This is a genomic window from Dysgonomonadaceae bacterium zrk40, from assembly GCA_016916535.1.
GTDB lineage: Bacteria > Bacteroidota > Bacteroidia > Bacteroidales > Dysgonomonadaceae > Proteiniphilum.
In genome coordinates this window covers 1,794,168-1,808,362 of the sequence record CP070276.1, presented here as the reverse complement: position 1 = coordinate 1,808,362, position 14,195 = coordinate 1,794,168, and the positions used below count along the sequence as shown (strand labels likewise).

Annotated in this window: 12 protein-coding genes; 7 read left to right on the top strand and 5 right to left on the bottom strand. The window is 52.4% G+C overall.

Features of this window, described 5'->3' with window-relative positions; translation table 11 throughout:
* The first annotated feature begins 47 nt into the window (after positions 1-47).
* The 5 genes from JS578_07460 to JS578_07440 all read left to right on the top strand — a co-directional run bounded on the left by JS578_07460 (position 48) and on the right by JS578_07440 (position 7,619).
* Positions 48-2,102, top strand: coding sequence for a helix-hairpin-helix domain-containing protein (locus JS578_07460; protein QRX62736.1), 2,055 nt, complete (start codon positions 48-50; stop codon positions 2,100-2,102).
* 46 nt (positions 2,103-2,148) lie between these two features.
* On the top strand, positions 2,149-4,023 hold the full coding sequence (locus JS578_07455) for an ABC-F family ATP-binding cassette domain-containing protein (GenBank protein QRX62735.1): 1,875 nt from the start codon (positions 2,149-2,151) through the stop codon (positions 4,021-4,023).
* Between the two features lie 106 nt (positions 4,024-4,129).
* On the top strand, positions 4,130-4,705 hold the full coding sequence (locus JS578_07450; protein QRX62734.1) for a rubrerythrin family protein: 576 nt from the start codon (positions 4,130-4,132) through the stop codon (positions 4,703-4,705).
* Positions 4,706-4,997: 292 nt separating this feature from the next.
* Positions 4,998-5,768: a tRNA threonylcarbamoyladenosine dehydratase gene (locus tag JS578_07445; protein ID QRX62733.1), complete on the top strand. Its 771-nt coding sequence runs from the start codon at positions 4,998-5,000 to the stop codon at positions 5,766-5,768.
* Between the two features lie 57 nt (positions 5,769-5,825).
* Positions 5,826-7,619, top strand: coding sequence for an arginine--tRNA ligase (locus JS578_07440; GenBank protein QRX62732.1), 1,794 nt, complete (start codon positions 5,826-5,828; stop codon positions 7,617-7,619).
* An 11-nt stretch (positions 7,620-7,630) separates the two neighbouring features.
* Here JS578_07440 and JS578_07435 read toward each other — a convergent pair whose 3' ends face one another.
* The 4 genes from JS578_07435 to JS578_07420 form a co-directional block, all read right to left on the bottom strand.
* The gene (locus JS578_07435; protein QRX62731.1) at positions 7,631-7,786 is read right to left on the bottom strand and encodes a hypothetical protein; all 156 of its coding nucleotides are present in this window, start codon (positions 7,784-7,786) and stop codon (positions 7,631-7,633) included.
* 162 nt (positions 7,787-7,948) lie between these two features.
* Positions 7,949-9,178: an ammonium transporter gene (locus tag JS578_07430; GenBank protein QRX62730.1), complete on the bottom strand. Its 1,230-nt coding sequence runs from the start codon at positions 9,176-9,178 to the stop codon at positions 7,949-7,951.
* Between the two features lie 14 nt (positions 9,179-9,192).
* Positions 9,193-9,540, bottom strand: a complete 348-nt coding sequence (locus JS578_07425) for a P-II family nitrogen regulator (protein ID QRX64959.1) — start codon at positions 9,538-9,540, stop codon at positions 9,193-9,195.
* A 33-nt stretch (positions 9,541-9,573) separates the two neighbouring features.
* Positions 9,574-10,242, bottom strand: coding sequence for a hypothetical protein (locus JS578_07420; protein ID QRX62729.1), 669 nt, complete (start codon positions 10,240-10,242; stop codon positions 9,574-9,576).
* A gap of 418 nt (positions 10,243-10,660) precedes the next feature.
* On the opposite strand from JS578_07420, the gene JS578_07415 reads away from it, so the two are divergent.
* Positions 10,661-11,635, top strand: a complete 975-nt coding sequence (locus JS578_07415; GenBank protein QRX62728.1) for an SDR family oxidoreductase — start codon at positions 10,661-10,663, stop codon at positions 11,633-11,635.
* Here JS578_07415 and JS578_07410 read toward each other — a convergent pair.
* On the bottom strand, positions 11,632-12,705 hold the full coding sequence (locus tag JS578_07410; protein ID QRX62727.1) for an endonuclease/exonuclease/phosphatase family protein: 1,074 nt from the start codon (positions 12,703-12,705) through the stop codon (positions 11,632-11,634). The two genes, JS578_07415 and JS578_07410, sit on opposite strands and share 4 nt — an antisense overlap.
* A gap of 300 nt (positions 12,706-13,005) precedes the next feature.
* On the opposite strand from JS578_07410, the gene JS578_07405 reads away from it, so the two are divergent.
* Positions 13,006-14,142 carry a hybrid sensor histidine kinase/response regulator gene (locus tag JS578_07405; GenBank protein QRX62726.1) on the top strand — a complete coding sequence of 379 codons (1,137 nt, stop codon included), beginning with the start codon at positions 13,006-13,008 and terminating at the stop codon, positions 14,140-14,142.
* Positions 14,143-14,195 lie beyond the last annotated feature (53 nt).

Here is a 14,195-nt window from a genome sequence, read left to right as displayed (position 1 = left end):
TTTATATATTTGCTGTTGCAATCAATGCCAACCGAAACAGAACAGTCATGAAAAAAAATCTGACTGCCCTATTCATCTTTCTCCTGTTCGGTTCATTCAATGGGTTGGATGCACAGGAAGCCGACTGGCGGACCTATGTGGAGTTGTTCGTCGAGGAGGAGGGTATGGATGAGCAAACCGTGGAGAACATCTATACTGAGTTGCTTTACCTGGAGAGTAACCCCATGGATCTCAACAGCGTCACGGATGATCAGCTGGAACGGTTTCCGCTGTTGTCGACTGTTGAAATTACCTCACTTGTCACCTTTCTTTCCAAGAATCGGCCCCTTTACACGGTTTATGAACTGCGCAACGTTCCTTATCTCGATTTTCTGACGGTTGAACGAATCCTACCCTTTTTCACGGTGGGCGAAGCAAAGAGCGAGGTGGTTAGTTCCTCTCCGGGAGTCATCGCACGAGAAGGGCTCCACGAGCTGCAGCTGCGGTTCGACAAGACCCTCACCCCTCGCGCGGGCTATGCCTCCTACTCCGACTCGGTGCTGGAGCGATACCCCAACCGCAGCTACAGGGGCGAGAATTTCTACACCTCCCTGCGCTACTCCCTGCGTTATCGCGACAAGCTGCAAGCGGGAATCACAGCCGAGAAGGATGCCGGGGAACCCTTTCTGCGAAGGGATTACCCAAAGGGTTATGACCACAACGGGATTCATTTGCTGCTCCGTGATGTTGGCCGAATAAAGACATTGGCGTTGGGCGACTACCGTCTCTCCTTCGGCCAGGGACTGATCCTGAACAACGATTTCGGAATAAGCAAGAGCTGGGGAAGTGATCAGGTGGCACGCCGCACGCAGCAGCCCAAACGCCACTTCTCTACTTCCGAGAGTGGCTTCTTTCGCGGTGCTGCAGCCACGCTGAGTGCGGGGGAGTTCGACATCACCGCCTTCTACTCCTCCAGGAAGATTGATACCAACCTCTCCAAAGCAGGTGAGATCACCTCTTTCAAAACGGATGGACTACACCGCACGCCTCTTGAACGGGAGAAGAAAGGAAACAGCCGGGAGCAGGTAACCGGTGCGAACATCAACTACCGCAGGGGACGATTGCAGGTGGGAATCAGCGGCATCTATCACACCTACAACAGGAAGTACAACCCCACACGACAGGAGTACAATCTCTATTACCTTCGTGACTCCACCCACCTGAACGGTTCAGTCGACTATTCCTGGCAGCTACCGGGATTTCTCTTCGCGGGTGAGACTGCCATTGCCCGTAATGGTGCGGTGGCCACCCTCAACATGGTGCAGTATCGCTCCACCGGTGGCTCCACCCTCACGCTGTTGCACCGCCACTACCCAATCTCCTACAATGCTTTATACGGGCAGGCATTCTCTGAGGGGAGCGCCCCGCGCAACGAGCGCGGCCTCTACCTGGGAGGAAGCTTCAGCCCACTAAGCAGGGTGACCCTGAACGGCTACATTGACCTGGTACACCATCCCTGGATGCGATACAACGTAGATGGACCATCGAACACGATCGACGGACAACTCCTCGGCAGCTGGCACATCAACCGCCGCACCACGGTCGATCTTCGCTACAAGTACAAACGAAAGGAGAAGAACATCTCCCTGCCGGAAGAAGATGCAAAGCGTCTGTTGCCTTACACCACACAGAAATTCCGTCTGCGCTGGTTGCAATCAGTCGGGGAGGGTTGGGAATTTCGTACCACGGCAGATATGGCGATTTACAAGGAGCAACCCTATCCTGCGGAAAAGGGGATCATGCTCTCGCAGCTGATAAGTTACCGTGGCACAAGGCCCTTCACGGGCGATCTCTTCTTCGCCTTCTTTGATGCCGAGAGCTACGAGGCACGCCTCTACTCTTACGAGCGCAACCTGCTCAGCACCTTCTACATGCCCTTCTTCTACGACAAGGGGATCCGGATGGCCCTTAACGGGAAGTACATCTTCTCGCGCGCGCTCACGCTGTCGCTCAAGGTAGCCCACACCCGCTACCGGGACCGTGACACCATCGGCAGCGGCACAGAGCAAATCAAAGGGAACAGCCGCACCGACCTCTGGTGTTATCTACGCTGGAAGTTCTGACCTATGTCGATCCTTTTTTGTACTTTTGAGCCAAATTCCAACCACGATGGCTCATCCGCTTCTACAAATAGACACCCTCACCAAAAGCTTCGGTGACCTGCTGCTCTTCCGCGATATCTCCTTCGGCATCGCCGAGGGGGACAAGATCGGCCTGCTGGCTCCCAACGGGTCGGGCAAGACCACCCTGCTCAACATCATCGCCGGCAAAGAGGGTTACGACACCGGAAGGGTGGTGTTCCGCAACGACATCCGCTTCGCATACCTGGATCAATCGCCCGCCTACGACCCGGAGCTGACGGTGCTGGAGGCATGCTTCAGTGCCGACAACGAGACGGTGCGACTGATCGCCCGCTACGAGGAGGTGATCAGCTCCGGCAGCCAGGAGGGCCTGGATGAGCTGCTGCTGCAGATGGAGCTGCTTAAGGCATGGGACTATGAACAACGGATCAAGCAGATCCTCTCACAGCTCCGCATCACCGACTTCCACCAGAAGATGGGAGAGCTCTCCGGGGGGCAGGTGAAGCGGGTGGCGCTGGCCAACGTACTGATCAGCGAGCCGGAACTGCTCATACTTGATGAACCCACCAACCACCTCGACCTGGAGATGACCGAGTGGCTGGAGGAGCACCTCAACCGTAGCCGTATGAGCCTGCTGATGGTGACGCACGACCGTTACTTCCTGGACCGCATCTGTACGCAGATCCTGGAGATCGACCAGCAACAGCTCTACAGCTACCGCGGCAACTTCTCCTACTACCTGGAGAAGCGTGAGGAGCGCCTGATGGCACAGCAAAGCGAGGGTGAGCGTGCCCGTAACCTGCTGCGCAAGGAGCTGGAGTGGATGCGCCGCCAGCCGCAGGCACGGGCCACCAAGGCCAAGTCGCGCATCGATGCCTTCTATACGCTTGAGGAGAAGGCACAGCAGCGCCGCAGCGATGAGGGAATCCGCCTGGCCGCGAAGGGAAGCTACATCGGCAAGAAGATCTTCGAGGCGAAGCATGTGAGCAAGCGTTTTGGCGATGTGCGGATCACCGATGATTTCAACTATATCTTCTCCCGCTACGAGAAGATGGGCATCGTGGGCAACAATGGCACCGGCAAATCCACCTTCGTGAAGATGCTGCTCGACGAGGTGCAGCCCGACAGCGGCAGCTTCGAGATTGGCGAGACGGTACGTTTTGGCTACTACAGCCAGGACGGTCTCCAGTTCGATGAGCAGATGAAGGTGCTGGATGTGGTGCAGGCAATCGCCGAGGTGATCGACCTGGGCAACGGACAGCGGCTCACCGCCTCGCAGTTCCTGCAGCACTTCCTCTTCCCGCCGGAGAAGCAGCACAACTATGTCTACAAGCTAAGCGGCGGTGAGCGGCGACGTCTCTACCTCTGCACGGTGCTGATCACCAATCCCAACTTCCTGGTGCTGGACGAACCCACCAACGACCTGGATATCCTCACCCTCAACATCCTGGAGGAGTACCTGCAGGGGTTCAACGGCTGCCTGATCGTGGTGTCGCACGACCGCTTTTTCATGGACAAGGTGACGGATCACCTGCTGGTGTTCCACGGCGATGCACGCATTCAGGACTTCCCCGGCAACTACACGCAGTACCGCGACTGGAAACAACTGGAGGAGAAAAAAGAGTCTTTGGAAGTGAAAACGGCACGGGTAGAGACGGAACCCCGCCGCAACAGGTCGGAGGACAAGAACAAACTCACGTTCAAGGAGAAAAGAGAGTTCGAGGGACTGGAAGAGGAGATCGCGCAACTGGAGAACGAAAAGGAAGAGATTACCGCACAACTCTCCTCCGGAAGTCTTACGAATGAAGCGTTGATGGAACGTTCCACACGGCTCTCAACAATCATGGAGCTGATCGATGAGAAGACCATGCGCTGGCTGGAGCTTAGCGAGAAGACAATTTAGACAGATTATAAATATCTATCACTGAAACCTTTGTTTTTCAGTTCAAGTGGGGAAATGATTACTTTTGCATCTTGAAAAAACAACCAAAATCATAAAACGACCCATTATGACAAGTATCAAAGGAACACAGACCGAACTGAACCTGCTGAAGTCCTTCGCAGGTGAATCACAGGCCCGAATGCGCTACACCTTCTATGCCAAGCAGGCAAAGAAAGAGGGATACGAACAGATTGCCGCCATCTTCCAGGAAACCGCCGATCAGGAGATGACCCATGCCAAGCGCATGTTCAAATACCTGGAGGGGGGTATGGTAGAGATCACCGCTTCCTACCCAGCCGGTGTCATCGCCACCACCGCCGAGAACCTGAAGGCCGCCGCCGAGGGGGAGAATGAGGAGTGGACCGACCTCTACCCCCATTTCGCGGAGGTAGCCGAAGCAGAAGGCTTCAAGGAGATCGCCACCATGTACCGCATGATTGCCAAGGCTGAAGCTGAGCACGAGGAACGCTACCTGAAGCTGTTGGCCCGCGTGGAGAGCGGTACCGTTTTCGCCCGCGAAGAGGCGATCGAATGGCAGTGCCGCCACTGCGGTTACGTCTTCACCGGCAAGAAGCCACCGAAGAACTGTCCCACCTGCCTGCACCCTCAGGCCTATTTCGAGCCGAAGAACAACGCACTGTAACACAAATTTTACAGTTGATTCATCGGGCGTATCCCTTAGGGGGTACGCCTTTTGTTTTGCCTACCTGCGACCGGCAGAAAGGGCTGTCTCGGTGCCTCTAGCCTTATTGCACCCTTATTGCACCCTTATTGCACCCTTATATCCACTCCGATAATTATGGGAGTGGATATAAGGGTAGGATAAGGCAAGAATATAGAAATAGCTTCCCAAAATATAGTACTTTTGCATCAGCAATAAAAGTTGATGTGGTTCCGGATGAACCGATCAAACTGCAACCAGAAAAGAAAAAACAATGGAACAGAACGAACTGTTTGCCCGCACGGAGCTGCTGATCGGCAAGGAGGCGATGAAGGCGATCGCCTCGAAACGGGTGATCCTCTTCGGCGTGGGGGGCGTGGGAAGCTGGTGTGCCGAAGGATTGATCCGCAGCGGCATCATGCACCTCACGCTGGTGGACTCCGACCGGGTGGCGGTGGCGAATATCAACCGTCAGCTGCCGGCTACCAAAAACACCGTGGGCGAACTGAAGGTAGAGGTATTGAAACGGCGACTGGAGGAGATCAACCCGGAGGCTGAGATCACCGCTATCCCGGAGATCTACAGTGCAGAGAGTGCCGCCTCCTTTCACCTGGAAAAATTTGACTACATCATCGACGCCATCGACTCGCTCGCACACAAGATGCACCTACTCCTCACCGCCTCCCAGACCAACGCCACCCTCTTTTCCTCGATGGGTGCAGCCCTGAAGATGGACCCACAGCAGATCAGGGTGACCGAGTTTCGAAAAGTGCGGGGTTGCAAGCTGGCAGCGGCGTTGCGCCAGCGGATGCGCAAGGGAGGGGAGATGCCGCACAAGCCCTTCCTCTGTGTTTACAGTGAAGAGCTACTGGAGAACAGGGGCAGTGAGGCCTTGCCTCAAGCCGACGAGCAGGGGAGCTTCCGCAAGGCACAGACCAACGGGACCATGGTGCAGGTGACCGCCGTGTTCGGCTTCACCCTCTCGGGACTGGTTGTTCAGGACATCTGCAACAAAGCATTGAATTCAGATCTTCCCGCACAATAGCATATCACATCTGCCACTTTTTTCTTACCTTTGTGCTTTCAATCAGCAACTTCAACTATGCAAATCGAACAGATATTACTGGATGCCGTGAGCGGCGCCATCAAAGAATTATACGGAGCGGATTCCGATACATTGCAGATCACGCTGCAGAAGACCAAGAAAGAGTTCAAAGGGCACTACACCCTGGTCACCTTCCCCCTGCTGAAGATCTCACGCAAGAGCCCCGAGCAGACAGCCGAAGAGATTGGCAAATGGCTGCAGGAGCAGTCGCCCGTGGTGTCGGACTTCAACGTGATCAAAGGATTCCTCAACCTCACCATCGCCCCCGCCGTATGGGTGGAACTGCTGCAGCGCATCGACGCGACAACCGACTACGGCTTCACACCCGTCAGAGAGGATGCGCCACTCTACATGGTAGAGTACTCCTCACCCAACACCAACAAGCCACTGCACCTGGGACACGTGCGCAACAACCTGCTGGGGCATGCCCTCTGCGAGGTGCTGCAGGCCAACGGTAAGCGGGTGGTGAAGACCAACATCGTGAACGACCGGGGCATCCATATCTGCAAGTCGATGCTGGCCTGGCAGAAGTGGGGCGAGGGAGAGACACCCGCCTCATCCGGCAAGAAGGGGGACCACCTGATCGGCGACTACTACGTGCTGTTCGACAGGCAGTACAAGGAGGAGCTGGCAGCGCTCCAGGCGAAAGACCTCACCAAAGAGGAGGCCGAAGAGCAGTCCACCCTGATGCAGGAGGCACGTGAGATGCTCCGCAAGTGGGAGGCACACGATGCGGAGACGGTGAACCTCTGGAAGATGATGAACGGCTGGGTCTATGCCGGCTTCGACGAGACCTACCGACAGATGGGGGTCACCTTCGACAAGATCTACTACGAGTCGCAGACCTACCTCACCGGCAAGGAGGAGGTGCTGCGCGGCCTCAAGGAGGACTGCTTCTACCGCAAGGAGGATGGATCGGTGTGGGCCGACCTGACCCCATACGGCTTGGACCACAAGCTGCTGCTGCGTGCCGATGGCACCTCGGTCTACATGACCCAGGACATCGGCACCGCCCGGATGCGGTTCGACGACTACCCCATCGACAAGATGATCTACGTGGTGGGCAACGAGCAAAACTACCACTTTCAGGTGCTTTCACTGCTGCTCGACATGCTGGGTTACTCCTTCGGCAAAGGGCTGGTGCACTTCTCCTACGGGATGGTGGAGCTGCCCGAGGGGAAGATGAAATCGCGCGAGGGAACGGTGGTCGACGCCGACGACCTGATGGCCGAGATGATTGCCACCGCGCGTGAGACCTCGCAAGAGCTGGGCAAGCTGGAAGGTGTATCAGAAGAGGAGGCGGAAGCAATCTCCCGCATGGTGGGCCTGGGCGCGCTCAAGTACTTCATCCTGAAGGTCGATCCCAAGAAGAACATGACCTTCAACCCGAAGGAGTCGATCGACTTCAACGGCAACACCGGGCCCTTTATCCAGTATACCCACGCCCGCATCCAATCGGTGCTGCGCAAGGCGACCGACCAGGGAATCACCCTCCCTGAGAAGATGGAGCAGTCGCTCCCCCTCTCCGAGAAGGAGGAGGGACTGGTGCAGCTGCTTTCCGAGTTCGCGGCGGTGGTGCAGCAGGCCGGCACGGAGTACAATGTATCGCTGATCGGCAACTATGTATACGAGCTGGTGAAAGAGTATAACCAGTTCTACCACGACTACCCCATCCTAAAAGAGGAGAACACCGCGCTGCGTGACTTCAGGCTGGTGCTCTCCAAAAATGTAGCGCTTACAATCCGCAAGGGGATGTCGCTCTTCGGCATCGAGGTGCCGGAGCGGATGTAATCACTCCTCTGTTATTTCAGGTATTTCGCCAGGAAGCCCAGCATGGAGCTGTAGTTGAAAGAGATGATGCCGATGCTGTCGTCCCAGTTCATCTTTTTCTGATAGAAGAGACGATCATCGTTGTTGCAATTAGGACAAACAATAGGCCCCGTTTCTGTTTCATACACTTTAATTTTTGAATAAATCCAACAATAGTTACAACCATTACAAAATTAGTAAAACTTTACCGATAACAACCAAAAAAAAGGATGAAGCATGCTGATTTTGAACAACAAAGGGGGTGACACCTGTTGTATCACCCCCTGAATGGTTCATCAAATAAAGATAGATTAGTTGTAGGCTTTTTCGCCATGCTCGAAATAATCGAGTCCAATCTCCTCTTCCCTGCTGCTGACACGAATTCCGACCGTGTATTTTAAGGTGGCGAAGAGAGCGATACCGGCGATAGCCGCCCAGGCTGCAATGGCCAGTACGCCAATGGCCTGACTAACCAATACCCCTGTACTGCCACCATAGAAGAGGCCGGGCAAAGCAGCATCGGCCGAAAAGAGGCCGACCATCAGGGTCCCAAAGGCACCACAGACACCGTGTACCGAGACCGCACCTACCGGGTCATCCACTTTCAGTTTCCTGTCGATGAGCTCTACGGAGAAGACCACCAGCACACCGGCCATCAATCCGATAAGGACCGCCCCGCCGGGGGTGACCACATCACATCCTGCGGTGATGGCGACCAGTCCCGCCAGCACACCGTTGAGGGTCATGCTGAAGGTGGGTTTGCCGTAGCGAACCCAGGTGGTGATCAGCGTGGCAATCCCCCCTGCGGCGGCAGCACCGTTGGTGGTCATGAAGATATGTGCCACCAGGTCGGGATCACCCAATCCAAGCGTAGAGCCGGGGTTGAAACCAAACCAACCCAGCCAGAGGATGAAGACACCCAGCGCAGCCAGGGTAAGGCTATGTCCCGGGATGGCGTGCACCTTTCCCTTTTTGTACTTGCCTATTCGAGGCCCCAGAAAGGCAGCACCAATGAAAGCGAGCCAGCCTCCCATGGAGTGGACCACCGTAGATCCGGCAAAATCGTGGAAGGGAATCTCCAGTTGCGACAGCCATCCACCGCCCCAGACCCAGTGTCCGGAGATGGGATAGATGAGGGCTGAGATGGCCACACTGTAAAACAGATAGGCCTTAAACTTGGTACGTTCGGCCATGGCACCCGAGACAATGGTGGCGGCGGTGGCGGCAAACACCAGTTGGAAGATGAAAAAAGCATTGTTGGGGATTCCCAGCTCCAGGGCGTGGTTCACCTTCGAGAAGATCTCAAGCTCTCCGAAGAAACCGTTGCCGGCACCGTACATGATGCCGTAGCCGATGAGCCAGAAGGCAATGGAGCCCATGCAGAAGTCCATCAGGTTTTTGAAGAGAATGTTGGTGGTGTTCTTTGTGCGGGAGAAGCCCGCCTCCACGAGCGCGAAGCCGGTCTGCATGAAGAAGACCAGTACTGCCGCGAACAATACCCAGAATGTGTTGAGAGCATATGTAGTTGTGATTGTATCCATAGTCGTTCGTTTTATTATTCTTTGATGTACAATGATTCGGGGCCGGTTTCACCTGTTCTGATACGGACGGAATCCTCCACTGGTGAGATAAATATCTTACCGTCACCCATCTCACCTGTTCGGGCAGCATTGATGATGGCCTGGCAGGAGGTGTCGACATAAATCTCACGGCACACAAATGAGATGTGTATCCGCTCAATGAGACGTGTTTCATAGACCGTTGAACGGTAGATGGAGCTGGAGCGTTCGTTACCGACTCCGGTGACCTCCCAGTAGGTGAGGAAGTCGATGCCTATCTCGTGAAGGGCTTCCACCACCTCATCGAGTTGCGATTTACGAATGATCGCTTCAATTTTCTTCATGTTCATCTTGTTTCTTTTTTTGAAATGGTGTAACTAGAAGGTGAGTGCCGCCACCAGGTAGAATTTCTCCCTGTCAGGGTTAAGGATGGCACTGCAGGTGAGAGGGAGTGTGAAAGAAGGGGTGATCTCCAGCTCTTTGGTCGCGCTGATGCCGATATTGGTGAGTGCGAAATCACCGCTGAGCGACTGCAACCCATCGCCGCCACCCGCAAAAAGAGCAACATTCCCGAAGGCATATGCCACTTCGAAGTACTTGTCACCGCCAGCCGATGCGGCACCACCCGCCTCATTCAGTACATAATTGGCGGAGAGGCTCAGTCCACCCACCTCATAACCTCCATTCAGCTCGAAGATATGGGCACCCGTAGCCTTCGTGACATCAAAGTAGTCATTACCCCCTTCTATGGAGGGGAAATAATAGTCAGTTACCCCCAGTGATAATCCAAAACCGAAGGTGTAACCAATAAAAAGATCAGCCTCAAGCACACCGTCGAAGGAGGCAGAGCCCCAGGCACCGGCGGAAAACCCACCCGATTCAAAAACAAGTGAGGGCTGTACTGCCGCATTCGACAGGTAGAGCCCCCTCCATACATACGAACTTACCAGATCAGTTCCGGCAGTCCATTTCGATTCAGCCTCCTGCGCGGGGAGGCTCCAGGTTGCACAAAGCAACGTGATCGCAACAATGATTTTCATTTTCATAACCTAAAAACAATTTAATTAGACATAATGTAATATTCACGCTGCAAATATAATCATTTTGTTTTATTACAAACACATTTATTTACTTTTTATTGTTTTTATTTTATTTTGGGCGTCTTTTTGATCATACAAACTCCATTATTATACCATCTTGTCTGCATAAATAAGGATGCAATAACATCCTGTATGTAAGAGCGTAATCAGCGATATTGACTTCTTCGTTGTGTGAGATCGTTGTAGAATCATCAGAACTATGGGTATTTTTTTTTGTTATAGTATTGTGAATAATTTTTTTTAAACAAATCAGATTGTCCCTTAATTGTATAATATTCGCTCATTTTTGGAAATAAATCGACAGAATATTAAATATGTTTAAATAATTGTATACTTTTGTGAATCATCCAGAAACTATGAAAAGATGAAGAGGATATTGGTTACCGGAGGTGCCGGTTTTATTGGGTCTCACTTATGCGAAAGACTCCTGAGGGAAGGAAACAGTGTAATCTGTCTGGATAATTTTCTCACGGGACGAAAAGAGAACATTTCTCATTTATTGGAGCACAAGTTTTTTGACCTGATAGAGCATGACATCATATACCCCTACCCCATTGAACCTGTGGATGAGATTTACCACCTGGCCTGTCCGGCCTCCCCGGTACACTACCAGCATGATCCGATCAAAACGATGAAAATCTCGGTCATGGGCTCCTACAATGTATTGGGCATGGCCAAGAAGCATGGTGCCAGGATCCTGCTTGCCTCCACCAGCGAGATCTATGGCGATCCGCTGGTGCATCCGCAACCGGAACAGTACTGGGGAAATGTGAACACCGTGGGTCCCCGCTCCTGCTACGATGAAGGAAAGCGATGCGCTGAGACCCTTTTCATGGATTACCACCGTCAGGAGAAGGTGCGCATCAAGATTGTCCGCATCTTCAACACCTACGGCCCCGGCATGCTGCCCGATGATGGGCGGGTGATCTCCAACTTCATCCTGCAGGCGCTGCAGGACCAGGACATCACCATCTACGGTGATGGCAGCCAGACCCGCAGCTTTCAGTACATCGACGATCTGATAGAGGGGCTTCTGAAGATGATGAAGACAGACGAGGCTTTTACCGGACCGGTCAACATTGGCAATCCCAGAGAGTTCACCATCCGGGAGCTGGCAGAACGAATCATCACTTTGTCCGGAGCATCCTCAAAACTGGTATACATGCCCCTGCCGGTTGATGACCCGAAACAGCGGCGTCCCGACATCACACTTGCCCGGGAGATGCTCGACTGGGAGCCGGCGATACGGCTCGATGAGGGACTGACCAGGATGATCAGTTTTTTCAGAAAGAAACTAAAGAAAGAAACCATCGAGGCAAATGTAAATCCACTTTCTTAATCTTTCGGCGAAAAATCGAACGTCACCACCACCGGTTTGTGGTCACTGTACTCCAGCTCTGGCGAGTAATAGCGTATGGCCCTGAAGTTTTCGGGAGCGTAAAAGATGTAATCGATCCGGTATAACTTCTTCAGGTAGCGATAGCTGTAGCCATAACCTTTGCCCGCATCCCGAAAACTGTCTCTCAATCGGCCCTTAATGGTTCTGTAGGTATAAGAGGAAGGAGTTGCATTGAAGTCACCACATACAATCAACGGATAGGGACTTTCATCCAGCAGTTTTCTGATGACATCAGCCTGTCGTGTCCGAATGCTGCCATTTTCCTCGACCACCTGTTTCAGTTTCTTCAATTGTGCAATCGTGTGCCCAATATTCGGTGTAAGAGGCGCCCTATATTGGTTTATATTGGTGGTTTGCAGATGGTTGTTAAAAAGGCGCACCCTCACTCCCTCCATATCCAGGTCAACCCACATGGAGAAGTTATCGGTCTCATCCTCAAAAGCCACCGGCTGTGTTTCAAGGATGGGATAGCGACTAAATATGGCAACGTTAAGGGCTCCGTGACGACGTGACAATATCCGATAATAGGGCATCGATTTTGTGAGATCCAGGATCAGCCCATCCTTTCCCGCACCAGCAACCGGAAACTCCTGCAGACAGATAATATCCACCTTTTCATTTTCCAGAAAGGCTGCAAATTGTTGGGTATCCATGTAAACATTCTCCCCAATCTGGTTGTGAATGTTATAAGTTGCAACAGTCACTGCATTTTTCGGCAGCGCCTGTTTACGCAGAGGCCAGTTGAAAACAGAGCTGATATAGGGGATACTGATGAGCAGTGCCGCAATGGGAACTATCATCCAGGGACTCCTCTTCCAAATCCAAAAAAGCATGATCAGGGCATTGAGCAGCAAAACCAGCGGCAACAATATCCCCAGCCAATGGATGGCCGGATAGCGCGTTGGATGAAAATGTGAGACATAACTACCCACCACTGCCATCAGGGCAGGAATCAGGCTCAAGAGTCCCAATACAAACTCCAGAAACTTAAAGAGAACGAGTTTCCCCATTTATTCGTTAAGGTGATGATTAAAATAGCTTCTTTCCACAAATATAAACAAAAATATGGACAATCCGCAAGACAGAACCACCCATGAACAGCTGTTATAGCCCGCCAGATCGCCTATTCGCAGCGCTAAATTTCATAAAAAATCAAAAATCAAAGCTCCTGCTGAAAAGAAGAGAATGTAAAAAACAAATGAGATGGTTAAAATGTTTAACTTTGGGGGTGATTGTACTATCCCCATACCTTAAGGAATATTTAAATAAAAAGATTAATTGGTCATCAACCAAAATCTGATCAATACGATATGATTGTTGATTTTTCAAAATATAAAATCCTGGCTGTCGATGATATCCCGACCAATACGCTGTTGTTGCAAATGATGCTGGAGCAGTCGGGTTTAACGGTGTCAACAGCACAGAGCGCGGAAGAAGCTGTTACACTTATCGAAAACGAAAAACCTGATTTGATTTTGTTGGATGTGCTGATGCCCGGCACCGATGGCTTCACCTTGGCAAAGCAGTTGAAAGAGCAACCTGAGCACGCGGATATACCAATCATATTTTTAACCGCACTGAATTCGACCAACGATATCGTGAAAGGATTCCAGCTGGGGGCCGATGATTACATCACCAAACCGTTCAACAAGGAGGAATTGCTGGCAAGGGTACGTCACCAGTTGACATTGCTGGAAGCCAAGCGTACCATTGAGCAGCAGAAAGAGGAGCTGGAGCAGACCATCGCCGGAAGGGATGCCCTCTATTCAGTGATCGCGCACGACCTGCGCATGCCTATGTCAACCATCAAGATGATCCTCAATGTTCTCTCCATCCAGATGAAGGAGGAGCAGGATATCCGACCGGAGATCCTGGAATCGATACAGAATGCAAACGAGGTGTCAGAGCAGCTTTTCAGGTTGCTCGATAATTTGCTGAAGTGGACCAAAGCACAGTTGGGCAAACTGAAAGCCATCAAACAACCTTTTAACCTGGCCGAGCTGACCGAGGCCGAGGTTGAAACGGCGTCGGTACTTGCAGCAAACAAGAACATCACCATTCGATACCACTCAACTGTAGAAGCAAAGAGCGAGGTTGAGGTAGACATCGACATGATCAAGACTGTGATGCGGAACCTGATCAGCAATGCCATCAAGTACAGCTATCGCGATAGTGTCATCGACGTTGTCCTGGAAACAGAAAACGGAGAGGTTATTTACAAAGTGACCGACCATGGCTGTGGCATCAGCGAGGAAGATCAATGCAAACTGCTGGATGTTGGTACCCAGTACACCACCTTTGGCACGGAACATGAATCGGGATCCGGTCTGGGATTGCTTCTGGTGCACAACTTTGTGAAACTCAACAACGGTCGTCTCTTTTTCCATTCCAAAGAGAACGAGGGTTCTACTTTTGGGTTCGCACTTCCAATCTCACCAGAAAAGTAACAGCAGGGAGAGAGGGTTGGTTTCCCATCACCCACTCCACTCACGGTGATGCT

Excerpts from the sequence above, each read along its gene's own strand:
- JS578_07405 (QRX62726.1), top strand. The coding sequence starts at position 13,006 with ATGATTGTTGATTTTTCAAAATATAAAATCCTGGCTGTCGATGATATC.
- JS578_07450 (QRX62734.1), top strand. The coding sequence starts at position 4,130 with ATGACAAGTATCAAAGGAACACAGACCGAACTGAACCTGCTGAAGTCC.
- JS578_07460 (QRX62736.1), top strand. The coding sequence starts at position 48 with ATGAAAAAAAATCTGACTGCCCTATTCATCTTTCTCCTGTTCGGTTCA.
- JS578_07425 (QRX64959.1), bottom strand. The coding sequence starts at position 9,540 with ATGAAGAAAATTGAAGCGATCATTCGTAAATCGCAACTCGATGAGGTG.
- JS578_07410 (QRX62727.1), bottom strand. The coding sequence starts at position 12,705 with ATGGGGAAACTCGTTCTCTTTAAGTTTCTGGAGTTTGTATTGGGACTC.
- JS578_07430 (QRX62730.1), bottom strand. The coding sequence starts at position 9,178 with ATGGATACAATCACAACTACATATGCTCTCAACACATTCTGGGTATTG.
- JS578_07455 (QRX62735.1), top strand. The coding sequence starts at position 2,149 with ATGGCTCATCCGCTTCTACAAATAGACACCCTCACCAAAAGCTTCGGT.
- JS578_07440 (QRX62732.1), top strand. The coding sequence starts at position 5,826 with ATGCAAATCGAACAGATATTACTGGATGCCGTGAGCGGCGCCATCAAA.
- JS578_07445 (QRX62733.1), top strand. The coding sequence starts at position 4,998 with ATGGAACAGAACGAACTGTTTGCCCGCACGGAGCTGCTGATCGGCAAG.
- JS578_07420 (QRX62729.1), bottom strand. The coding sequence starts at position 10,242 with ATGAAAATGAAAATCATTGTTGCGATCACGTTGCTTTGTGCAACCTGG.
- JS578_07415 (QRX62728.1), top strand. The coding sequence starts at position 10,661 with ATGAAGAGGATATTGGTTACCGGAGGTGCCGGTTTTATTGGGTCTCAC.